Origin of the sequence: Bacillus cereus group sp. MYBK95-2 (genome assembly GCF_051915225.1) — a bacterium.
Lineage (GTDB): Bacteria > Bacillota > Bacilli > Bacillales > Bacillaceae_G > Bacillus_A > Bacillus_A cereus.
Genome location: NZ_JBQAEH010000004.1, coordinates 245300 through 267757, shown reverse-complemented (window position 1 = coordinate 267757; position 22458 = coordinate 245300). Strand labels below are relative to the sequence as shown.

Sequence of the window (22458 nt, the reverse complement as noted above, 5' to 3'; positions counted from 1 at the left end):
ATGAAATTAACATTTTATATATTACCATGATTTTCAAGTTATGTAATCCAAATTTCATTTTTTCTGTTTTGAGCATTTTTTGTTTATAATGGTAAAGGAAAGAAATATGTGTACGGAGGAATATTATGCTGCAACACTCAATTACGAAAGATGAAATTATGATGATTGCGAATGAGTTCGTTCAAGGACTAGATCCACAGCAAACAGCTGATCAGGAACATGTCGCTACAGCTCGGCACCTATATCGTAGTGGTGTTGTCTACAACGTTGACTTTGATGGTTATACACTATCAGGAACTGTAGATGCGGAAGGCAACGTATATAGCGTTCATATTCCGATTCGTAATGTCGCTGAAAGTTATTGTGATTGCTTCGCACCAACACAATGTGAGCATATGCTCGCTGTATTACTATCTGCAGCGTCTAGTTTCGGGCAAGTAGGAGATGTATTAACTTTATTTAAAAATAATACGAAACCTTCCCTTCCTCCTATTCGAACTGCAAGACAAGTATTGCAATCATCAGCTTTTGAAGAAACGGATTATAAAAGTTGGGAATCGTATTTTGAAAAAGAATATGAATCATTTAAAAAAGAACAAGCTCGCCTTACTTATAAACAAATGTATTTTCTTATGAGTATCTTTACAGATTTCTATACGAAACTTGAGCGGAAAGCTCCGCGCGTAATCGCCATACATGAATTATTCAGGTTACATGCAGCACTTTACTGCTTTCAAAAATTATTAGAAGAAATCCAGGCATTCGAAGCAAACAAAACATATTCTTATCACCAACCTGTTAATGTCGTTCGCCTATTTGTAGACAAAGTGGAATCCATCGTTCGGGACTTACAATCAGAAGCGATTCCTTCAGAGTCTGAAATAATTTTGCAAGAAACAGCTCGTCTCGTTCATGAAGTATTCTTCTCTACCGACGCTTATACGCAAGAGCGATTTTTCATTTATCGCCACATATGGAGTGAACTTTTAAACAATAAAGAGAAAATACAAGAGGAAGAAAAACGAATCGATACGAAAATTAATCCACTATCTAAAGCGTTAGCGTCTTCTCACCTTCTCTTTTTAAATGAAGAAGATCTACTAGCGATGGACTTACTAAAAAAACAGCCTGCTTCTGTTGTGAGTCTATACTTCTATTGGTTAGAAGAACTATTAAGTGCCATGCAGTGGGATCGTGCGAAAAACTGGCTTTCCTTTACGTATAAACAAGTAAAGAAAACAATCCAAGATCACGAAAATACGATTTTTATAAAAGATATCGTTCGGCTATTTGTAATCATGTATGAAACATATGCAACACATACAAATGAACAAGCTGGTTTTGAAATGATCTTGCAGGAACTATTACCGTATAGTTTCACAAACTATGAACAGTACGTACTCGCGAAAAAACAGTATCGTACATGGGCAGAGCTTCATCTCTTATATGGGTTTGAAGCAATTGAACTGTTAAAAGAACCACTGAAAGATATTGAAAAAGAAGCGCCAGAAGCAGCACTTCCTCTTTATCATCTTGCTGCTGTAGAAGCAATTGAAGAACGAAATCGTAAATCATATAGACGCGCAGTTCGTTACTTAAAGAAATTACGTACATTATATAAACGATTAAAACGCACCGATGAATGGGATGCTTTCATTATTCACATCGCCAATCTCCATTCACGTCTGCGTGCACTACAAGAGGAATTACGGAAAGGAAAATTAATCGATGATCAATCAAACTGAAGTAACAATTAGGCTCCAGCATGTTAGTCAAGGTTGGTTCCTTTGGGGAGAAGATGACAGCGGTACTCCATTATCCGTAACAAGTTGGAAACGAAATGCATTCACATGGCACTCCACTTCTTTCTACGGTACGTTTCTAAAAGAAGCAACCTTCGAAGGAAAACAAGGTGTGCTACTAACAAATGCACAAGCCTTTGAATACATTGCAAACAAACCGATGAATTCCTTTGCACATATTCAACTGAACGGCCCTATTACAGCACTTACAAAAGATGCAAATGAATTATGGGATGCCTTTACGAGTGGTAGCTTCGTACCAGATATGGAGCACTGGCCCAAACAACCATCTTGGAAAGTTCAAAATACGCCAATTGAAGATGACACATTAGCATCTCTTTTCTCAGCAGCAGTTAATGAAAGCATATTACAAGACAATCGCTCAAATGACGGCTGGGAAGATGCTAAAAGACTATATGAACATTACGACTTTACGAAAAGACAATTGGAAACAGCACTACATGAAGAAGATTGGCTTCGAAAAATTGGTTATATTGAAGATGATCTTCCGTTTACAATCGGACTAAGACTGCAAGAACCACAAGAAGAATTTGAAATGTGGAAACTTGAAACAATCGTGACACCAAAGCGCGGGGCGCATCGCATATATGTATATGAAAACATCGATTCCTTACCGAAAAGATGGCACGATTACGAAGAACGGATTACAGAAACACAAGAAGGTTTTAGTAAGCTCATACCGTGGTTAAAAGAAGGAGATACATTCCGAAATGAGCTCTTTGAAACAGAAGCTTGGAACTTCTTAACAGAAGCAAGCAATGAATTACTTGCAGCCGGCATTACAATTTTACTACCATCATGGTGGCAAAATTTAAAAGCAACAAAACCGAAATTACGTGTTCAACTGAAGCAAAATACAGTACAAACACAATCGTTCTTCGGTATGAATACGCTCGTTAATTTTGACTGGCGCATTTCTACGAATGGCATTGACTTATCAGAAAGCGAATTTTTCGAACTCGTTGAACAAAACAAACGTCTATTTAATATAAACGGTCAATGGATGCGACTAGATCCAGCCTTTATCGAAGAAGTAAGGAAACTCATGAACCGTGCCGATAAATACGGACTAGAGATGAAAGATGTCCTGCAGCAACATTTATCAAATACGGCTGAAACAGAAATTGTAGAAGATGATAGTCCGTTTACTGATATTGAAATCGAACTAGATGGATATTATGAGGAACTATTCCAAAAGCTACTTCATATTGGAGATATTCCAAAAGTAGATGTCCCCGCTTCACTAAACGCAACACTTCGTCCGTATCAACAACACGGCATTGAATGGTTGTTATATTTACGAAAGCTTGGATTTGGAGCATTGCTAGCTGACGATATGGGACTCGGGAAAAGTATTCAAACAATCTCTTACTTACTATATATAAAAGAAAATAATCTCAAAACAGGCCCTGCATTAATCGTAGCGCCGACATCTGTTCTTGGAAATTGGCAAAAAGAATTTGAGCGTTTCGCACCGAATTTACGTGTTCAATTACATTACGGAAGTAATAGAGATAAGGGCAATTCTTTTGAAGATTTCCTTCAATCAGCAGATGTTGTATTAACATCTTATGCATTGGCTCAACTCGATGAGGAAGAACTAACTTCATTATGCTGGGATGCTGTTATTTTGGATGAAGCACAAAATATTAAGAACCCACATACGAAACAGTCGAAAGCAGTACGAAACTTACAAGCAAATCACAAAATCGCTTTAACTGGTACGCCGATGGAAAATCGCCTCGCTGAACTTTGGTCCATTTTCGACTTTATTAATCATGGATATCTCGGAAGCTTAGGGCAATTCCAACGCCGCTTCGTCACACCAATTGAAAAGGATCGTGATGAAGGAAAAATCCAGCAAGTTCAACGGTTTATCTCACCATTTTTACTGCGCCGAACGAAGAAAGATCAAACGGTCGCATTAAATTTACCAGATAAACAAGAACAAAAAGCTTACTGTCCCCTTACTGGTGAACAAGCTTCCTTATATGAACAACTTGTTCAAGATACACTGCAAAATGTTGAGGGATTAAGTGGAATTGAAAGACGCGGCTTTATATTACTTATGCTGAACAAGCTAAAACAAATTTGTAATCATCCAGCTCTTTATTTAAAAGAAGAAGAGCCACAAAATGTCGTTGAACGTTCTATGAAAACAAAAACGTTAATGGAGCTCATCGAAAATATAAAAGATCAAAATGAAAGTTGCCTCATCTTCACTCAATACATCGGCATGGGGAACATGCTAAAACGTGTGCTAGAAGAAAAATTCGGCCAGCGTGTCCTCTTCTTAAACGGTAGTGTGCCGAAAAAAGATCGCGACAAGATGATTGAGGAGTTCCAAAACGGAACGTATGACATTTTCATCTTATCCTTAAAAGCTGGCGGAACAGGATTAAACTTAACCGCTGCCAACCATGTCATTCACTACGATCGTTGGTGGAATCCAGCTGTGGAAAATCAAGCAACAGACCGCGCATATCGCATTGGTCAAAAACGATTTGTTCATGTTCACAAACTTATTACAACAGGAACATTAGAAGAAAAAATTGATGAAATGCTAGAAAGAAAACAATCTCTAAACAATGCGGTCATCACAAGCGATAGCTGGATGACTGAACTATCAACAGACGAACTAAAAGAATTACTTGGTGTATAAAGTGAAACTTTAATCAGTGGAGGTTTTACTCCCCGCAAAAAAAGCGCTAATCTCATTTGAGATTAGCGCTTTTTTCTATTCCAAAACCAATTACTTATTATAATTCCCGTTAATCCGCCGCACGTATCAAGCAATGAATCTTGCCACATTGGTGTACGGTCTCCCGTATACCATTGGTGAATTTCATCAAATGTTGCATAACCCGCAACGAAAAGAAGGGCATATATAAAACATCTTTTCCTCGAATAACCTGATCGATGAAAAGCGTAATAAATCAATGAACCTAGCATAAAGAACACCATAAAATGAGCACCTTTACGAAGGAAAAACTCAATAAATCCGCCTACACCTTTATTCGCAATACTAACAGGGGTTCCTCCACCATAATCGATAGATACCCATGAAAAATGCTCTTTCACAAATTCAACATTTACATATTGTTCAATATCTGAACGCATATCCTGCTTTTTATATGGTTGTGCCGAAGAATAGAAAATCAGCCCCATCCATAGTAATACAGGAATCCAAAATAACCATTTACGATTCATTATCCAGAATTCTCCTCTCTTAATCTTTTAAGGGTACCAAAAAAAAGAAAAAATTTCACGCCAAAACATGACATTTGTACCCTATTTATAAAGTGAAAGGAGGTGATACACATGGCAATTGAAACAATCGTAATGGATTTAACTTTACGTCTTGTCTTAAACAACGGATTAGATAAGAACGGAAAAACAGTTTTCAAGAGCAAACAATTTAAACGTGTTAAAACAAATGCGAGCTTAGATCAAGTACACAATGTAGCTCATGCTCTAGCTTCCTTACAAGCATCACCACTTCACGCTGTACAACTTGTAAGCACATCAGATCTTTCTAAACTATAAAGTAAAACTCGGATCAGTGGGGATTTTATTCATCCCCGCTGATTATTAGACCGCAATTTAACCGGCAGACCCGAATCCCATAAATAGCTTGATAAATACAAAGGAGGGAATAACACATGCAAGTACTAGAGTTGATTTTCGCAAAAGAAGATGGAAAAACAGTCGTTTTTTCTATCGATACGCCCATCACACCAATCGATGCACAAGTCGTAAATCAAGTAATGGATACAATCCTCGCCTCATCTGTATTTTCATCCATTGATGAAAATACACGAAAAAAGGGAGCTCGCCTTGTAGAAAAAAATGTATCTGAAGTTCCAATTACTCTATAAAATGAAAAAGACGAATCTGCATCATTTTGCAGATTCGTCTTTTTTCTTCGGCATTTCAATCGGAATAAAAATCTTTGAGAAACCGACGCATACGTACTTATAATGTTCTTCACCTATATCAAACTCAGTCGTATATGTTGAGAAGAATATATAATCATTTCGCTTCGTATAATGATCAATTAATAACCCAACTTGTGGCTCAACATACTTTTTCGCTAACTTTTTACCGGCCGATGCCAAGTCGCCAAGGAGACCCTCTTCATTCTCTTTTTGAACTTCATCTAGCTTCTTACTCACATCATTACGCTTCATAAACTGCTTCGCTGCCCATTCTGTATATTCGCCCTTACTCGGATTACTGTTTGCTAAATATACTAGGAGAACGACAACTAAAGCCATAATAATATACTTTTTCTTCATACTATATCACCGCCTACTCTTTTCTATTTTCATATATATGTACAAGCGATGCAAATTAGAAAGACTATCACCTATTGATTGTAAACGAATAGACAAAATTTACAATACAAAACAAAATATTAACACCGAGTTTACTTATTCCGTATATAATTATATTCGAAATATTAATTTCATAAGGGAGGACTTAAAATCATGAATGATGAAAATAACATTATTATTTCTAGTTCTACTATGATGCTTGTTCCATACAATCACCCTTATTATCGTACAAAACTTATCGACAGTAGCGGAAACCATCTTTACTCCTGTCAAACTGCTCTCCAACTTATACAGAAATCTTGTCTAACAAATATTCATTCTACTTATCAAGGGAGACGTAATGCTGTAAAAACAAAATTTAAATTTAAACAAAACGTTCCAATTCCGATCAATCATAGAGAATATATTTGTGCTTTCCCAACAAAATCTCCTGCTTCTCCAAATTGTATTTGGCTTTTCTTCAAACATGTTCATACAATAGAGTTTTTCAAAAAAGCTAAACGAGCTAAAATTCATTTTTCAAACGGAGCTACCGTAACGATACAAATTAGTCCCCATAAGTTAAGCCAGCAATTATGGAAAGCTGGATATGTATTATCCCAAATGAACATGCAAGATTCATCACCTTAATAACAAATAGAATGGAAGGTAGTATTTCCTTACCTTCCATTCTATTTTCTATTTTTATCCTTTTACACTATCTCGCATTTTCTCGAGTGCTTGCCGATACATCCATCTTACTTGATAATATGTCATTTCCGTCTCTAAAGCGATTTCTCCCATCGTCTTCCCTACAAAAAAACGTTCAAAAATAATATACTTCTCCTTCTCATCTAACACGCTCATAAAATCCTTCACTCTTATTTCAACGTCCTCAAAATGAAAGATATCCTCATACTCTCCTACACATACACATCTCTCCTGCACTGCGAACTCTTTCTTCAATCTCTCTAATATATAACCTCGCACCGTGACAACTGCATATGCAGGGAAATACCCCTTCTTTTCATCAAATCTTTCATACGCATGCCAAAGACCGATTAAACCACATTGATAATACTCTTCATAATCTTTACGAATACCTAATTTCTTTATTTGATTTACAATCATCCCTTCATACAAAACAACTGCCTCTTTAAAAGTCGCTGGCTTCACACAGTACCCGTTTCTAAAAGGTATACCTTTCTAGTATTCCGCGGTACCTTCACAATATAAAAATAAAGAAAAGATTTCACTGTGAGTAATTTCAAATACTACCGACGGAATTTGAAATTAAACTAGATAGTATTTGAAATTTTGTTGGTGGTATTTGAAATAGGGGTAAAAATAAAAAAGGTGATTCTCAGGTAAAGTCTATTCTATAGGATATTTCTTTTATAATAAAAGGGTAATTTGAATCAGAGAATGTCCAAAATGACAAAATCTATTTACAGAAAGAGAAATTAAATTTCTATCAAATAATCCATACGTAAAATCTATAAATCAAAAGGTATCACTTTTACAGAGGAATTTAAGCATATTTTTATTGAGGAAAATGAAAAAGGAAAGCTACCTCGACATATTTTTGAAGAGTATGAATTTGACATATAGATATAATTGGAATGAAACGGGTTATTTCATTAGGAAGTAGATGGCACGCTAATTATCTGGAAAATGGCATATTCACTTTATTGGACTTGTGTATAGAATGTGCTGAAAAAAACCTTGAGAGAGAGCTTATGTTAGAAGAAAAGTATGCCTGTTTAAAAGCCAAACTAAACTTACTAAAGGCAGAAAATGAATTGCTAAAAAATTAAACTTATGGAAGAGAGGATGAAAAGGAAATAACACTATCACTTAGTCAGGAATTTCTCTTGATTCGTTCTGTCATCATAAAATATAACCTAAGGAATATGGTCAGGCATATGTGTAAAATAAAAATAGCTTTTGGAAGCGGAATACTCATAATTGCATAGGCTTGAGTCACTGCTACGGTTAAAAGAAAAAGCATCACCTTTTTGGCAATACTTTTGAAACCAACTTTACTTTTTAACTTCTTGTTATAATCTGATGCTAATACTCCTGTGATATAGTTAACAGCCTCCATGATAAATAACTAGAACTTTCAATATTGTATTTCATCCCCCCAAGAAATATCCACAGAATTCACTAAAAGTAGTTATAACTACTTTCATTAATACATTAATATGATCCATTTCGGCTCCCCTTTAAGAAAAATGAAAAGGAGACATACCGCGCTCCCTCCTTTTCCATTTTTATTCTTTTAATTAATCAAAGTACATTACTTTCGTGATGTTAGCTTTTAATAAATCTATTGACAGCACTCTTTGATTTCAAGTTCCCCATTTTATAATCATTAAGTATATCTAGATAATTATAAGTTTCATTAATAGCAATAATATCTTTTGGATTTATGAATTGTATTTTAAAATCTTTAGTTTTTACATGCCTTTCCTTATTAATTTTATAAAATTCTTTTTATAACATCTTCTGTTTTCTAACATTCAATTTTTCTTTTGACTATACCACCTTTCGGCTTAAATTTCTTTTATTTAGATTTATTATTTTTTAGATTTTTTACGAGTGTTTCAGATAACAATTCAATTACTGGAGAGACAGTTAAACATCCTTTTTTTGAATAAAAGCCGTATTTTATTCAAAAGTACATTAGTATAATCCTGCCAATATTAAGTGAAAAATGTTATATTAATAGTTGTCATATTTTTAATATTAGAGGAGTTACTTAAAATGTATAAAACGGCATTTCTTTTGATTGTATTTTCCGGTTTCTTTATTAATTTTTTACCAATAAGTCCAATTTATCTTTTTTTCACACTGTCATTTGTAGGACTATTTCTACAGACCTTAAAAAGAAAAAAATTGGTGTTCAATTCTTTAATTAGTATAACAATGGTCCTTTTATGCTACTTATTAGTTACACAGTTAATGATTATTCCAGAAAAGACCAATGCGTTGTATAACGTGATATTATCACTTATATACTTTGTTTTTAGTTTTCAAGTTTTGTATAGTTTAAGTTCTGATAAGATTTTGAATATATCAGTTAAGTTCATTAACATATCAATATTGCTTGTAATAATAGAAACTATTTGGAGGCTTACGCATCCATGGCAACCGCAAACAACATGGCAATTCATGCAAGTGGATTCAAGTTTTTATAAGTACAAAATGAATAGCATAATGTACCAAGATTCGAACTTTGTAGGGATTTTTATAGTAACTTTGTTTTTCTTTTGTATCTACTTAAGACGTTACCAAGCAATATCGCTTAAATGGCAGATGTTTATGTTAACCATTTTATGCGTACTTACTTTCTCAAGAGCTGCTATATTTACGCTGATTGCATTTTATATCTTGATAGGGTTCAAAACAAAAATAATGAAAATTTTATTATCCATTACAGCAATTATCACAGGGGCTACCTTCATTTTCGGTTATATGAATTCGGACATAAGTTTCTTATCAAAAATCGAAATTGTAGATAGGGCTTTTGAGTTTTTAAGTGATACAACTATGAGTAATGTTTTACTTGGTATTGGGTTTGGTAATTCTTTTGAATACCTAAGAATAGGTGCACATAATTTCATGATTACATACTTAATAGAGTCTGGTTTAATAGGATTCATCCTTTTATTTGTACTCTGGTGGAGAATACTTAAAAAAACTAAATTTAAAGCAGGAATTGTTATGCTACCATTCTTATTAGCAGGGATGTCTTTGGCTGGTCATGCAATTACGTATCTCTATTGTATATTTGCAATCATTTACATCCTTGAAAAAAAGTATGGATCAAATGAGGGAAATTCAAATCCTTTGTTCTCCAAAACAACATAATGTTTACAATAAAAAGAGCAAATCGCTCTTTTTATTTAATTAAGCTGCTAATTGAATAATTATGTTCCATTTAACCACTAAATTTACATCTGTTGAATTAGTTAATACAAATTGTTTGTTCGCTCTATCTTCAGTGATAGTGATTTTTCTTGAAAGTGCACCATCCACAGATGTAAGTGTTGCTATGTTTAAAGTTGTTCCGTATGATACAAAAGATATTCTTGATAAGTTGCTTATGCAGAGTTATCGGAAAATGATGACAACACACACAGACGACCTACAGAAGAACCACCTGTACTTTTTTCAAACTTAGAAACAGGCATATTTAACACTGAACCATTATTAACACTTTTATAATTGTTAATAATTCTAAATTCACCTGTTGTGTTTTCTAATATTTGAATAAGAACATTGGAAAACTTAGTGTTTATGAATTTAAATTCGTTATAATAAACAACTAATGCTAGGATATCGCCACCCAAAAACACAATCAACAAAAAGAAAATTTTCAGAAGGAATATTCTCTTGTATTATTAAGGTTCTATCAAGGTTGCATTTTACCATTTCACTATTCTTCAAGAAGTTAACCAATATACTCTCAGTGGATGTAGTCTTTATTATCTTAATATAACATTTTTAATGTAAACTCTATAAAATCCAGTATTATCACCTCAAATAAAAAAGGACGTTTCCCCACACCATCAATATTGACGTTTGTAATTTCTAAATCTGCGCAAGCGTTAATCTCAATATTATCTCCTAGAACATATTTACAGATAATGTTATTTACTTTTCCTCTTTTAGACCGAGTTAAAGTAATAGCGATTCCGGTACTGTGAGTTAACGTTTCGAATATTAGATTGTTCGGCGTGTAATCTTCTACTTTATAGAAATTAATTCCAAATTAATACATATTTTTAACTACAAAGTTAACAATTTCGATATTATTACAATCTTTTTTCGAATACGTCCCGTAAAAATAAAACCTCTTGTGTTTGTCATTCCGTTCCCATCACACACAAAACTTTAGGTATTCTGGGCCTACAAGAAAAACGGGGAGGATCTAAACCAATATATGAAATAAGTCAAGATGCTAGAATACAACAATTAAACGCGGAAAATGCATACTTAAAAAAGCTATTAGATACGAAAAAAGGGCTGAAATTAAAGAGAGTAAATCAGTAGCATGAGAGATCATTCATACCTTAAAACGGAGTTTTTTAATTGGATTTCCCTGTAAAATTGCAGGTGTTTCAAGAAGTGGCTATTATAAGTGAAAAAAGAATCAACAATCCCTCTGAAAAAATGAAAGGGGACCAATTTATCATGTCTAAAATAGAAAAATGGGGCTACAAGCTAAGATTCAAAAAAAGTGGCGAAATTTTACTTTGAAGAAACAATCCATCGTGTCGGAAAATCTGTTAAATAAAGAATTTTCAGCTACACGGCCAAATGAAAAATGGGTTTCTGATATAATCTATCTTACCTTTAATAATAAGCGCATATATCTTTCAATGATATTCGATTTTTACAATAACGAAGGTGTGGTCTATCAAATGAGCAAATACAACAATTTAAAATTAGTTACAGACACATTCAATAAAGCCTAAAAAAGAGCGGCCCACGAAATAACTGTGGTTATATCTAGAAAAGGAAATTGTCATGATAATGCGTGTATAAAGAGGGTTTCTGATAATTTTAAGGCGGAATGCTTTTATAGACATACATTTTATGAAAAGACAGAAGTCTGTAAAACTATTAAAAGATATATAAGCTTTTTCAATAATAAAAGATTTCAAAAAATATTAAACAACCTTAGTCCTATTGAAATTAGAACTAAGGCTACTTAATGAAAAGATACCTAATCTATTACTGTCTACTTAACAGGGGTAAGACCAGGATACAGAAATTATCTTCTTTATGGCACATAACTTTTTTTAATGTCCTTTACAAAGAGTACAGATTATGGGAGAGCCACCTTTCTTAACAAATATATCATGCACCAATGCCAGCTAACCCTCTTACAACGCCTAATCCAATTGTTAGGATAAAGAAGATTACAATTAAAATCGTAGCTTGTTTCTTACTTAAACCAGCTACAATGTGTAAGCCTAGTCCTGTTAGAATGAGGCTCCAAATATTAAAAATTTCAATTGAAGAGGCAATTCCATGTGCTACTGTCCCTTGTTCAAATAAAGGAGCTAAACTTGTATAAACATCAGTGCCATTTCCATCAAAAATAAAGCCTAATCCTGCATTTAACAATCCGCCGATATAATAAACAAGATTAGCATATAAGTAAATCGATAATATTTTCATGTACGGTGTATCATTGCTCATAAACATCATAATAATTTTATAAAAACCTGCCGCAATAAAGAGACCTATAGGTGTTCCTAATAGACCAACAAGTGCGCCTCCACCAAGGGTAAATCCTTTTACCATTGCCCCTGCTTCACCATTTAATTCTTTTGCCAATTCTGGAGTACTAATTAATGTTAAGTAAGACACTGCTGTTGCTATAATCGTTCCTAATATAACAAATAAGAAAAATACTCCCCAAACCGGACTTTTCGTCTTCATTCTCTCAAACTGCTCACCTGGAGAAGTAATCATTCCAAATAATGATGGCTTCTTCGCACCTACATCTTGCGTATTAATATTTGCTTCCATTATAACGCCTCCTTCTATTTATATAACCCGTTCTAACGGGCGGTTCACTTCCTCATATAGAGGCTACGAACCGCCCACTAGAACGGTAATGTGTAGTTCTACTACATTATTAATTACTCATAACGCAATGCTTCAATTGGATCTAATTTCGCAGCTTTATTTGCTGGAATTAATCCAAAAATAATACCGAGTGTCATTGAGAACAGTACGCCTCCAACGACAACTTCCCATGAAACAAGTGGTGGCCATTTTGCGAATGTAGAAACGATATATGCTCCGCCATACCCAAGACCAATTCCGATTAAACCACCTAGAAGTGTTAACATAACAGCTTCAATTAAAAACTGTAATAAAATTTTACTACGTGTTGCTCCGAGTGCTTTACGTATCCCTATTTCGCGTGTACGCTCCGTTACAGATACGAGCATAATATTCATAACACCAATACCACCAACAACTAGTGAAATACCAGCAATACCACCGATGATCATCGTCATAATATTAGTAACTTTAGAAACACCTTCTTGGAATTCTTTTAAATTCACCAATTCATATTTACCTGGAATATCACTTGGTTTACGACCATTTAATACATCAACAGCTTTTTTCCCTGCCGTTTCTAAATTATCTACGTTTTTAGATTGAATGGCGATACTTTGAATTTCATCTGTTCCGTATAAGACGGGCCATAAAGTAAGAGGAATTAACATTTCCTCAGCCTCGAATCCCATAAACTCATTATCTGATTTATAGACACCAATAATTTGCATCGGTTGTCCTTTCATTTCAATAATTTTCCCTACTGGATTTTCATCTTTAAATAACGTCTCTTCTGATTTCGTACTAATCATAACAACGTTATTTCCTTGTGAAATATCAGATTCATTTAATGAACGGCCTTTAACCACTTTCACTTTATTTACTTCAAAATACTCACTATCAAGTCCAATAACATTAATCATTGATTTTTTATCATTAATGTCCATTGTTTCCATCGTATTATTCGTCGTAATAACATGGGAAACATCTTTAACTTGCTTTACTTCCATAATATCTTCTTCTGTTAATTTCGGTACTTGATGCCCACCCATACTAAACTCATCATTAATATCTGGTTTAAATTGAATTGGCATAAGATTATTACCAGAACCAGCGATTTTCGACTTCAGCATCGCTTCTCCGCCTTGCCCAATTGCAACGACAGTAATAATCGAACCTACCCCGATAATAATACCGAGCATCGTAAGAGCAGAACGCAGTTTATGAGCTAAAATAGAAGACAGGGCAATTTTTATACTATCTAGTAAACTCATACCGCACACCTTCTATCTTCTGTAACTTTCCCATCTCGCAGTACAATGCGGCGGGAAGAATAAGCTGCTACTTCCTCTTCATGCGTAACCATAACAATCGTCGTACCTTCTGCATTAAGCTTCGTGAAAATATCCATAACTTGCTCACCAGACTTCGTATCAAGTGCACCAGTCGGTTCATCGGCCATAATGAACGTTGGATTATTCGCAATCGCTCTTGCAATCGCTACACGCTGCTTCTGTCCACCTGATAACTCATTTGGTAAATGATGCACGCGATCTGCCAATCCAACTTTACCTAACGCCTCCAAAGCACGCTTGCGACGCTCCGCTTTCTTCACGCCACCATATACGAGCGGAAGCTCAACATTTTCCACTGCGGAAAGACGAGGTAGTAAATTAAAGTGCTGGAATACAAAGCCAATATATTCATTACGAATTAAAGCAAGCTTTGACTCGTCTGCTGTTAAGATATTCACGTCATTCAGCATATATTCACCTTCTGTTGGACGATCTAAACAACCGATAATATTCATAAGCGTCGACTTACCAGAACCAGATGGTCCCATAATCGAAACGAAATCACCGCTCTGAATTGTTAAACTAATACCATGCAAAATCGGCACCGCCAATTTTCCTTGATAATACGTTTTAGCAATATTATTTAACGTAATCATTTCTCTTTCACTTCCATTCCGTCATACACATCGTCGGAAGGATTTTTAACCACCTTTTGCCCCACTGTTACGCCTTCTACAACCTCTGTCCAGTCTTCATCAGTAGAACCTTTTTTCACATTTTGTTTACGAAGCTTTCCTTTCTCCTCAACATAAACAAATGCATCATCGCCTTTTTCTACAATGCTTTTACTTGGAACAGCAACCATCGTCTTATTCTCTAAGTTTACTTGCAGAGAAACGTGATAACCTGGAGATAAACCATCTTGACTATCAAGGCTAGCTTTATATGTATACTGAGACATATTTTGAGTTGCTTCACCCATGCCGCCAGCTTGCGCCATCTCTGCACTTGTTGGGAACTCACTTACCTCTGTAATCTTACCTGTCCACTTCTTCTTATTATTTGCTTTTGCAGTTACAGTGAATGTTTGATCTTTTTGAATTTGTGACTTTTGAAGCTCAGTTAACGTACCTTGAACTTGGAATGGATCTTTAGAAGCTACTTGTAAAAACGCTTTTCCTTGACCACCTAGCGCTTGAGATGAACTTTGTGCCGCATCTTTATCTAACTTTTGAACAACACCAGCAAAATTGCTATAAATCGTAAGTTCTTTCTGCTTCTTACTTAACTCTTCTTTCTGCAACTTTCCTTTTTCTTTCTCAAGGTCAATTGTTTTTTGTCCTATCTCTAACTCGTTTACTTGCTCGTCCATCGGATCTGTTACTTCTTTCCCAGCTCCGCTATCTTTCGCCTTCTTAATTTCTTTCTTCAACGAATCAATCTTCTTTTTCCCTTGATCATAACGCATATCCGCCATCTTCTGATCAAGCTCAGCTTGCTTCATTTGAAGGTTAATCTCTTCATTATCATAAGAGAATAACTTCGTGCCTTTCTCTACCTCTTGCCCTTCTTTTACCTCAATATCTTTCACTTTCCCTTTGGCCGGATCTGCATAGAAGCTTTCAATATTACCAGGCTTCACCTGACCAGAAATTAACTTCGTATTATTCAGCTTACGCTCTGTCACTTTCTCAAAACTTACAGCATCAGCATTTGTTGATGCGCCCTTCTTCTTACCTTGCATAACAAAAATATTAATTGCCGCTACAATAACAATTAGTGCAATAACCCCAATAATAATCCATTTCTTCTTCTTGTTTGGAGTACGAACCGTATTTGGTAACATATTCTCTCTCCCTTTATAAATTAATAGTTTAATAAATAACATAATTGTATAAAACTTTCTGAAAATAAACTGTATATTATTACAATCTTTTTACAAAGTTTTACACATCCATTTATATTGTAACAAAAATTCCAATGATTAGAAATATGACATTATATCTTTTAAGATAGATTTAAGGAAAGAAAAAAGAGCAATTTTAATTGAATGGAAGCCATTCTTTATTAACAAACTTCTTGCCAAAATGAATCATTAAAATCATTTTCCTAATTGCACCATCGCTATTTTGTCATATATATTTGACATTTCATTTATTCAATTATAAAATGTCACATATAAATGACATTTTGGTACACGAGATCTACAACCATAAATGGGAGGGTTATATTTGAATAACGTTAAACAATATCGAAAATCTGAAGGGCTATCGCAGCTAGAGTTAGCTAAAAAAGTTAACGTGGCGAGACAGACAATAAATTTAATTGAAAATAATAAATATAACCCTTCTTTAGCCTTATGTATCGAATTAGCAAAAGCACTAAAAACAGATTTAAACAGTCTATTTTGGGAGGGAGATTAAATGATGAAAATTGAATGGAAAGAAAGAGTTTATAATAGTTTTGTTGGAACACTGAGTGAGAGAGATGAATATCAAAAACAAGAAATCAATAAAGAATTATCTGTAGCTGGAATTGGTTTATGGTGGCTAAATATGTTGGTAATGCTTATTATGTTACTTGTTGATACTATGAACCACACAATATCTATAGGGACAATATTCATTTTTCTGTCTAATATGATTTACGCTAATTACTTAGCCTTTAAATTCAAGAAAAAAGGTTTAAGTGATACTGAATGTGCAACAAAAGAAGAATATTTACAACACAAGAAAAAATTAAGAAAAGCTGGCTTAAAAGCAGGTGTGCTTTGGGGCTTTCAAATGTTTGTTTTTATGAATTATATCCTTCCCTATGTAGGTTCAGAAGAAATCTCTATTTCTTTATTTAAGGTTGTAATTTTCATCTGTGGCGGTGGATTTTTCGGTCTAACTATGTACGTGATTGGTTTATTAAATCTAAAAAAATTATATTAAGTAACAAAAACCTTTTACACATTAAACTCCAATTTTACATACTGTTTGTTTTTTCTAAATAAAAATATAAAAGCTATCCAATATAACAATTGGATAGCTTTTTCAAATAAAATATTATACTACTTTAGAAGATTTTCTCTCATGTCCCATTTGAACAATCAGTAAGAATATTGTTGATAAAATACCGCCTGCTAACAGTAACATGAAGCAACCATCCCAGCCAGAACGATCAACAATAATACCAATTGCTGCGTTAGCTACGAAACTACCTCCAACATAACCGAACAGACCACACATACCAACTGTTGTACCTACTGCAAACTTCGGTACTAATTCCATTGCACTTAAACCGATTAAGAACTGTGGCACATAAATTAAACAGCCAATTACAGAAACTGCAATACTTACAACAAGTATACTAGTTGCTTGCCAATATACAATCGTACCAACAACAACTCCAGCCATACTCATAACACATAATGGCATACGTTTTCCTTTGAATAATTTATCACTTAAAAAACCGACAATTAAAGAACTTGGAATCGCTGCTGCTTCAAATATTGAATATGCTGCATGTGCTTCTGTTTTCGTAAAACCTTTAACTGTTGTTAAGTAAATCGGTACCCAGTTAATAACACCGAAACGAATTAAATAAACAAATGCATTTGCAATACATAAGAACCAAACAAATTTATTTTTCACTACATACTTCATTAAAATTTCTTTTGGTGACATCTTATTAGCATTATCTGCTTTTTCAAGATTTTCATAGTCATTACGATACTCATCAATTGGCGGAAGACCTTCAGATTCTGGCGTATCTTTCGCATTAATCCAAACAAGAACGGCAATTACCATTGCGATAATCGCTGGGAAAATAAATACGCCACCTTGCCAATGACTTTCACCGAAGATACCTACACCAATTCCAATGAATGGTGGAACAAGTAATCCACCAACGTTATGTGAAATATTCCAAAGACCTGTTTTCGTCCCACGTTCTTTCTTTGAAAACCATTTCGTCATAACAATACTACAAGGTGGTGCTCCCATACCTTGTACAATACCGTTTAGAACAAGTAATGTTAAGATCATCCCAAAGGAAGATGCATAACCGAAACAAATATTAACAAGCCCAGATAAAAATAAACCTACTGCAATAAATCGTTGAGCAAATGCCTTATCCGATAAATTACCCATAAAGAATTTACTAAGTCCGTAAACAACAGCCATTACTGCACCTAATAATCCGATTTGTGTAGTGCTAAATCCGAACTCGTCTACTAAATACGTAGTAGATAAATTAAAGTTACTACGAACTAAATAATAAGCAGCATATCCAACTGAAATCCCGATTAACACACGAATACGTAGTAATCGATATACACGGTCGATCATATCCGCTGGCAATCTTTCAATTGCAGGTGCTGGCTTGAGCCATTTAAACATATATTTTCGTCTCCTTTTCTCACTTCAGAGAGAGACGCTGTCTATTCCATATCTCAATTATTCCGCTATTTGATATATTTTGGTTCGTCCTTCTAACCGGCTGTCCTTCTATTTCTTTCTCATTCTTCGCAAACATCGTTGGTACGCCAAACGACACTTTTTCTAAAATATGACCCGCTTCTTCTGATAAACAATAATCAATAAATAAATCCGCAATAATACCACTCGGTGCACGTTTTAGTTTCGAAATCGCATTAACAGATAACCCTGTTTGCTCAGGTTCGTTACTTAAAATCGGAAAGCCTTGTTTTTGAAGCATTCTCTGATCTCCCATAAAGTTGATGCCTACCATATATTCACCGCTCGCAACAAGTTCTGCTGGAATGTAACCATTCACTGTTACTTCTCCAACTTGTTCTGCCAGATTCTTCACATATTCCTTCGCTTCCTCTTCACCTAACGTATCAATAAGTGATTGAAAAAACGTATATGCTGTACCTGAAACATTTGGATCGGGCATGACAATCTTTCCTTTATATACTGGATTCAATAAATCTTTCCATCTTAATGGATACGAGAGACCGAGCGGCGCTATTTCCTCGTTCCACCGCTCTTTATTAATCGCAATTGCCAGCTTCTCCACTTCATAACCGTACCAATAACCATCTTTATCTTTAACGGTTTTCGAAATACGATTTGCATGTTGGCTTATCACAGGAATAGAAAGATTTTTTTGCTTCATCATTTGATGCGCATCTACTGTACCGCCAATAATAATATCCGCCTTCGGATTTCCAGCTTCTTCTTCCACTCTACGAAGAAGTTCTTCTGTTGAAAGACGAATAAATTCATACGTACATCCGCGCGGCTTACAAAATGATGAAAGTAACGCTTCACCAACTTCCTCACGAGCCGCTACATACGCAACAATATGACGATCATCCAAAATAGGGAGACCATTTTTACTATATTTAATAGAGGTTGTATCTCGAGAGCAACTAGACATCGCTCCTCCAATTACTAGCAAAAAGAAGAAAAAGGCTATCTTTCTCATGACGCATTCTCCTTTACGAATAACTCTGCTAGAGAGCTTTTCATATACATGACATTTCCGTTATTATCACCGAGATATTGCACAACAAAGTACGATGGATACACAGAAATCGTAAGAATATCTTCACGATCATTCTTTACACGCTTACCTGTTTTATAAGCTGTAATATAAGCAATCGGTTCATTCTGCGATTGTAATAACTTCTGAATTTCTCCGTAATCTGTAATTTGCTTTGCGTACCGAATAGAATCAAGTATGTGCGTAAGATTGATAGTACGTACCACATCACCTTGACGTACTACGACATCCTTTGCTGAAGCAAAGAAATCACTAATACGCTCTGGCGTGTAATACAGGCTTAATAAATACGTTTGAAGTGCTGAAATCATCGGATCCATGCCATTCTTTCCGTATACATTTTCCCCATACTGGAACAAGTCACCTACTGCAAAAGTACGCTTATGTCCATTCAAGTACGTTACTTCTCCAGTAAATACTTGTTCTTGGCTCTTAACGCCCTCAGGCTCTATTCGAATTCGGTCAAAGAATGAAACAATCGTATGCAAACGAACTTCATCCGTTACAACAATTTCTCCCCACTTTTCATGTCTTACTTTCACTTCAATTGGAAGAGATTCATTCACCCTTTGTAAAACGGCTTGTTTATCATTTACAATGTTGATTCGATTATAGATTTGCTTCTCCATAACATAAAACAAAACAAGAGAAACAATCATACAAATGACAAACATAAGAATTTGAAATGATAGCCTTTTCATTTCTGCCTACCTCCAAGATAAAAAAACGTTGTTTCGAAAATACCGCATAATTGTTTCATAAATGTATCATTTAACCGCTTTCAAGTTTTTTATGTCTTCCATCCTTCTCGGAAGCAAAAATGTAATGAATATTATAGTACCTATTTCTTCACTACTCTCAATCCGCATGCTTCCGCCCTGCTTACTCATAATCTCCTGACAAATATACAAACCATAACCATTCCCGTAACTAGAAGGAAGTGCCTTTCCTTTCGGAGACTCATTCCACTCCGCAAGCACCACTTCATCTATACCGATCCCATCATCATGAACAAAGACCTTCGCCTCATGCTCATTTACAATTACATTCATACGAATGTGCGCAGCATCACTATACTTAATTGCATTATCAAGCACATTTAAGAAAATTTGCTTCGTCTTATCAAAATCTGCAACAACATGTACATCTGTTAACTCATTTATCACTTCAATTTCAAACTGATTTAGACGAGGCTTCACAATTGAAACTGCTTCCTCTGCCAATTCCTTTATGTTCACAACTGTAGGAGACACTTCAAACGTACTCGTTCCATATTTCGAGGACTTAAGCAGCTCCTCTACAAGTGATAATAAACGCTCACTTTCCACAGCCACATAACGGAGACTTTCCTGTACATCTTCTTTCGATTGTAACTTTGGAATTAAATCAACATAACCGATAATTGCCGTTAGCGGTGTTTTTAGCTCATGCGTAATGCGGTCTAGGAAATCTTTCTGCTTCTCTTTCTCCTCCTGCAATTGCTTAATATGCAGCTCAATTCCATCAGCCATCGCATTAAAAGATGCTGAAAGCTGAGCGATTTCCACGTACTCATTTAACTCAATCTTACTCTTATAATCACCATTCGCGAGCCTCTGTGCCATTTGTCTCAACTGATCAATTGGTTTATGAAGAGACTTCGCCAAACGAATCGCAAAGAAAATACCGGTAGCTACTAGGCAAAGAGACGTCATTAAGAAAGTCCAGCTCACATTTGTTAAAACTTCCTTCTCACCCGTTAACTCATTTATAAAACGAATACTTCCAATGACATCGTTTCCATAATAAACCGGGCTTGAAAACAAAAGAATGGGAGCGGGATCCGCCTCCTCAAAAACATAAGACTTCTTTCCCTTCAAGGAACTCTCAATGTCGATGTTACGGTGAAGCAATGCTCCTTTTTGTGTATCTGCAACAACATCGCCATTCTTCCCGATCATCTGCACACGGACATCCATACGCTTCGCTAAATACGACGCAATTAAAAGTGAATTCGGACCAAGCGTATCCACTTCTGCTTCCTTCTCTAAATAATTCATCGTATAAATTTGCGCTTCTACACTTAACTTTTCTAAAGAATCTGCTGCGTTATGATACATATTCTTTTCTAACGTAATATAAACAACTGCATATAAAAGAACAAAAATCGGAATTAACAGCCCAACTATTCCGAACACCATATTTCGCTTTAAAGACATACCATCACCACTTAACAATCCAGTTTATAGCCAACGCCATAAATTGTCTTAATATATTCTCCGCTCGTCCCAAGCTTCTTTCGAAGTCTCTGCACCATAATATCAACTGCTCTCGTATTTCCGATATACTCAAATCCCCATACTTTCTCAAGCAACTCATCCCTCATAAACACACGCTGCGGATTTGAAACAAATAACTGACATAAATTAAACTCTCGGTACGTTAACTGAATCTCTTGTCCACTCACATGTACCTTTCTTTCCTTAGGACAAATCACGATCTCTCCAGCCTCAATTACTTCATGACTTACAGCGGCCTCCGTCTTCTTTACACGCCGCGCCATATTCTTAACCCGAAGAATAAGCTCCGCATAATTAAACGGCTTCGTCACATAATCATCCGCACCAAGCTGCAAGCCAAGCAACTTATCATTCATCTGACTCTTTGCCGTTAACATAAGCACCGGAATATCCCTATCCCTCTCACGGAACAAACGAAGCAACTCATACCCATCCGTATCCGGAAGCATAACATCCAAAATCAATACATCCGGCCCTTCATTCCATCGCTCCAAAGCTTCTCTCCCATCAGCCGCTGCCAATACTTCATAACCTTCCATCTCCAACTGCATCCGAATCAAATTACGAATACTCGATTCATCATCCACCACAAGTATTTTCATCATTCTCCTCCTTCCACCACGTATTATAGTACAGTTTA

General features: G+C 35.3%; 21 protein-coding genes and 2 pseudogenes. 10 read left to right on the top strand and 13 right to left on the bottom strand.

What is annotated here, in order from left to right; translation table 11 throughout:
• Window positions 1–125 precede the first annotated feature (125 nt).
• Window positions 126–1745 carry an SWIM zinc finger family protein gene (locus ACTFN4_RS15905; protein ID WP_000939139.1) on the top strand — a complete coding sequence of 540 codons (1620 nt, stop codon included), beginning with the start codon at window positions 126–128 and terminating at the stop codon, window positions 1743–1745.
• Window positions 1729–4485, top strand: a complete 2757-nt coding sequence (locus ACTFN4_RS15900; protein ID WP_000610118.1) for a DEAD/DEAH box helicase — start codon at window positions 1729–1731, stop codon at window positions 4483–4485. The genes ACTFN4_RS15905 and ACTFN4_RS15900 overlap by 17 nt, the downstream gene beginning before the upstream one ends.
• 62 nt (window positions 4486–4547) lie before the next feature.
• On the opposite strand, the gene ACTFN4_RS15895 is transcribed toward ACTFN4_RS15900, so the two are convergent.
• Window positions 4548–5033, bottom strand: coding sequence for a VanZ family protein (locus ACTFN4_RS15895; protein WP_001080709.1), 486 nt, complete (start codon window positions 5031–5033; stop codon window positions 4548–4550).
• Window positions 5034–5144: 111 nt separating this feature from the next.
• Here ACTFN4_RS15895 and ACTFN4_RS15890 point away from each other — a divergent pair, with 111 nt between their 5' ends.
• Window positions 5145–5369 (top strand): DUF1659 domain-containing protein, encoded by a 225-nt coding sequence (locus ACTFN4_RS15890; RefSeq protein ID WP_000963861.1) that lies wholly within the window; start codon window positions 5145–5147, stop codon window positions 5367–5369.
• Between the two features lie 116 nt (window positions 5370–5485).
• Window positions 5486–5701 carry a DUF2922 domain-containing protein gene (locus ACTFN4_RS15885; protein ID WP_001197593.1) on the top strand — a complete coding sequence of 72 codons (216 nt, stop codon included), beginning with the start codon at window positions 5486–5488 and terminating at the stop codon, window positions 5699–5701.
• A gap of 21 nt (window positions 5702–5722) precedes the next feature.
• On the opposite strand, the gene ACTFN4_RS15880 is transcribed toward ACTFN4_RS15885, so the two are convergent.
• Window positions 5723–6121, bottom strand: coding sequence for a DUF4359 domain-containing protein (locus ACTFN4_RS15880; protein WP_000731405.1), 399 nt, complete (start codon window positions 6119–6121; stop codon window positions 5723–5725).
• A gap of 192 nt (window positions 6122–6313) precedes the next feature.
• On the opposite strand from ACTFN4_RS15880, the gene ACTFN4_RS15875 reads away from it, so the two are divergent.
• A complete protein-coding gene (locus ACTFN4_RS15875; RefSeq protein WP_439962524.1) occupies window positions 6314–6790 on the top strand; it encodes a competence protein ComK in 477 nt (158 codons plus the stop codon).
• Between the two features lie 54 nt (window positions 6791–6844).
• On the opposite strand, the gene ACTFN4_RS15870 is transcribed toward ACTFN4_RS15875, so the two are convergent.
• Window positions 6845–7315 (bottom strand): sigma-70 family RNA polymerase sigma factor, encoded by a 471-nt coding sequence (locus tag ACTFN4_RS15870; protein WP_002025078.1) that lies wholly within the window; start codon window positions 7313–7315, stop codon window positions 6845–6847.
• Between the two features lie 249 nt (window positions 7316–7564).
• Between ACTFN4_RS15870 and ACTFN4_RS15865 the strand changes: the two are divergent.
• Window positions 7565–8097: pseudogene (locus tag ACTFN4_RS15865) on the top strand (HTH domain-containing protein); the annotation flags it as partial.
• Window positions 8098–8117: 20 nt separating this feature from the next.
• Here the strand turns inward: ACTFN4_RS15865 and ACTFN4_RS15860 are convergent.
• Window positions 8118–8355: pseudogene (locus ACTFN4_RS15860) on the bottom strand (phage holin family protein); the annotation flags it as partial.
• A gap of 553 nt (window positions 8356–8908) precedes the next feature.
• On the opposite strand from ACTFN4_RS15860, the gene ACTFN4_RS15855 reads away from it, so the two are divergent.
• Together ACTFN4_RS15855 and ACTFN4_RS15850 are read left to right on the top strand one after the other, a co-directional pair.
• The gene (locus ACTFN4_RS15855; protein WP_152121691.1) at window positions 8909–10015 is read left to right on the top strand and encodes a hypothetical protein; all 1107 of its coding nucleotides are present in this window, start codon (window positions 8909–8911) and stop codon (window positions 10013–10015) included.
• Between the two features lie 1634 nt (window positions 10016–11649).
• Complete coding sequence (locus ACTFN4_RS15850) at window positions 11650–11865, top strand: IS3 family transposase (protein WP_439962523.1); 216 nt, start codon at window positions 11650–11652, stop codon at window positions 11863–11865.
• A 145-nt stretch (window positions 11866–12010) separates the two neighbouring features.
• Here the strand turns inward: ACTFN4_RS15850 and ACTFN4_RS15845 are convergent, their stop codons facing one another.
• The 4 genes from ACTFN4_RS15845 to ACTFN4_RS15830 all read right to left on the bottom strand — a co-directional run bounded on the left by ACTFN4_RS15845 (window position 12011) and on the right by ACTFN4_RS15830 (window position 15868).
• The gene (locus ACTFN4_RS15845; RefSeq protein WP_152121693.1) at window positions 12011–12688 is read right to left on the bottom strand and encodes a Yip1 family protein; all 678 of its coding nucleotides are present in this window, start codon (window positions 12686–12688) and stop codon (window positions 12011–12013) included.
• 113 nt (window positions 12689–12801) lie between these two features.
• A complete protein-coding gene (locus tag ACTFN4_RS15840) occupies window positions 12802–14001 on the bottom strand; it encodes an ABC transporter permease (protein ID WP_152121695.1) in 1200 nt (399 codons plus the stop codon).
• A complete protein-coding gene (locus ACTFN4_RS15835; protein ID WP_439962522.1) occupies window positions 13998–14678 on the bottom strand; it encodes an ABC transporter ATP-binding protein in 681 nt (226 codons plus the stop codon). The genes ACTFN4_RS15840 and ACTFN4_RS15835 overlap by 4 nt, the downstream gene beginning before the upstream one ends.
• Window positions 14675–15868 (bottom strand): efflux RND transporter periplasmic adaptor subunit, encoded by a 1194-nt coding sequence (locus tag ACTFN4_RS15830; protein WP_439962521.1) that lies wholly within the window; start codon window positions 15866–15868, stop codon window positions 14675–14677. Before ACTFN4_RS15830 ends, ACTFN4_RS15835 begins: the two co-directional genes overlap by 4 nt.
• Window positions 15869–16253: 385 nt before the next feature.
• Between ACTFN4_RS15830 and ACTFN4_RS15825 the strand changes: the two genes are divergently transcribed.
• Window positions 16254–16445, top strand: coding sequence for a helix-turn-helix transcriptional regulator (locus ACTFN4_RS15825; protein WP_001067016.1), 192 nt, complete (start codon window positions 16254–16256; stop codon window positions 16443–16445).
• Window positions 16446–16958, top strand: coding sequence for a DUF3278 domain-containing protein (locus tag ACTFN4_RS15820; protein ID WP_000975591.1), 513 nt, complete (start codon window positions 16446–16448; stop codon window positions 16956–16958). It begins immediately after the preceding gene.
• Between the two features lie 114 nt (window positions 16959–17072).
• Here ACTFN4_RS15820 and ACTFN4_RS15815 read toward each other — a convergent pair whose 3' ends face one another.
• From ACTFN4_RS15815 to ACTFN4_RS15795, 5 genes are all read right to left on the bottom strand, one after another.
• A complete protein-coding gene (locus ACTFN4_RS15815) occupies window positions 17073–18407 on the bottom strand; it encodes an MFS transporter (RefSeq protein WP_025709692.1) in 1335 nt (444 codons plus the stop codon).
• Between the two features lie 19 nt (window positions 18408–18426).
• Window positions 18427–19461 carry an ABC transporter substrate-binding protein gene (locus ACTFN4_RS15810; protein ID WP_439962520.1) on the bottom strand — a complete coding sequence of 345 codons (1035 nt, stop codon included), beginning with the start codon at window positions 19459–19461 and terminating at the stop codon, window positions 18427–18429.
• Entirely contained in the window at window positions 19458–20240 is a 783-nt protein-coding gene (locus ACTFN4_RS15805) for a DUF3919 family protein (RefSeq protein WP_006925814.1), read from the bottom strand. The genes ACTFN4_RS15810 and ACTFN4_RS15805 overlap by 4 nt, the downstream gene beginning before the upstream one ends.
• A gap of 66 nt (window positions 20241–20306) precedes the next feature.
• Window positions 20307–21737: a HAMP domain-containing sensor histidine kinase gene (locus ACTFN4_RS15800; RefSeq protein WP_439962518.1), complete on the bottom strand. Its 1431-nt coding sequence runs from the start codon at window positions 21735–21737 to the stop codon at window positions 20307–20309.
• Between the two features lie 11 nt (window positions 21738–21748).
• The gene (locus tag ACTFN4_RS15795) at window positions 21749–22420 is read right to left on the bottom strand and encodes a response regulator transcription factor (RefSeq protein ID WP_000699553.1); all 672 of its coding nucleotides are present in this window, start codon (window positions 22418–22420) and stop codon (window positions 21749–21751) included.
• Between the last annotated feature and the right edge of the window lie 38 nt (window positions 22421–22458).

Bases quoted from the DNA above. Each gene is read 5' to 3' on its own strand.
- ACTFN4_RS15830 (WP_439962521.1), bottom strand. From the start codon at position 15,868: ATGTTACCAAATACGGTTCGTACTCCAAACAAGAAGAAGAAATGGATT.
- ACTFN4_RS15810 (WP_439962520.1), bottom strand. From the start codon at position 19,461: ATGAGAAAGATAGCCTTTTTCTTCTTTTTGCTAGTAATTGGAGGAGCG.
- ACTFN4_RS15890 (WP_000963861.1), top strand. From the start codon at position 5,145: ATGGCAATTGAAACAATCGTAATGGATTTAACTTTACGTCTTGTCTTA.
- ACTFN4_RS15895 (WP_001080709.1), bottom strand. From the start codon at position 5,033: ATGAATCGTAAATGGTTATTTTGGATTCCTGTATTACTATGGATGGGG.
- ACTFN4_RS15805 (WP_006925814.1), bottom strand. From the start codon at position 20,240: ATGAAAAGGCTATCATTTCAAATTCTTATGTTTGTCATTTGTATGATT.
- ACTFN4_RS15905 (WP_000939139.1), top strand. From the start codon at position 126: ATGCTGCAACACTCAATTACGAAAGATGAAATTATGATGATTGCGAAT.
- ACTFN4_RS15835 (WP_439962522.1), bottom strand. From the start codon at position 14,678: ATGATTACGTTAAATAATATTGCTAAAACGTATTATCAAGGAAAATTG.
- ACTFN4_RS15795 (WP_000699553.1), bottom strand. From the start codon at position 22,420: ATGAAAATACTTGTGGTGGATGATGAATCGAGTATTCGTAATTTGATT.
- ACTFN4_RS15880 (WP_000731405.1), bottom strand. From the start codon at position 6,121: ATGAAGAAAAAGTATATTATTATGGCTTTAGTTGTCGTTCTCCTAGTA.
- ACTFN4_RS15820 (WP_000975591.1), top strand. From the start codon at position 16,446: ATGATGAAAATTGAATGGAAAGAAAGAGTTTATAATAGTTTTGTTGGA.
- ACTFN4_RS15900 (WP_000610118.1), top strand. From the start codon at position 1,729: ATGATCAATCAAACTGAAGTAACAATTAGGCTCCAGCATGTTAGTCAA.
- ACTFN4_RS15855 (WP_152121691.1), top strand. From the start codon at position 8,909: ATGTATAAAACGGCATTTCTTTTGATTGTATTTTCCGGTTTCTTTATT.
- ACTFN4_RS15875 (WP_439962524.1), top strand. From the start codon at position 6,314: ATGAATGATGAAAATAACATTATTATTTCTAGTTCTACTATGATGCTT.
- ACTFN4_RS15840 (WP_152121695.1), bottom strand. From the start codon at position 14,001: ATGAGTTTACTAGATAGTATAAAAATTGCCCTGTCTTCTATTTTAGCT.
- ACTFN4_RS15845 (WP_152121693.1), bottom strand. From the start codon at position 12,688: ATGGAAGCAAATATTAATACGCAAGATGTAGGTGCGAAGAAGCCATCA.
- ACTFN4_RS15815 (WP_025709692.1), bottom strand. From the start codon at position 18,407: ATGTTTAAATGGCTCAAGCCAGCACCTGCAATTGAAAGATTGCCAGCG.
- ACTFN4_RS15800 (WP_439962518.1), bottom strand. From the start codon at position 21,737: ATGTCTTTAAAGCGAAATATGGTGTTCGGAATAGTTGGGCTGTTAATT.
- ACTFN4_RS15885 (WP_001197593.1), top strand. From the start codon at position 5,486: ATGCAAGTACTAGAGTTGATTTTCGCAAAAGAAGATGGAAAAACAGTC.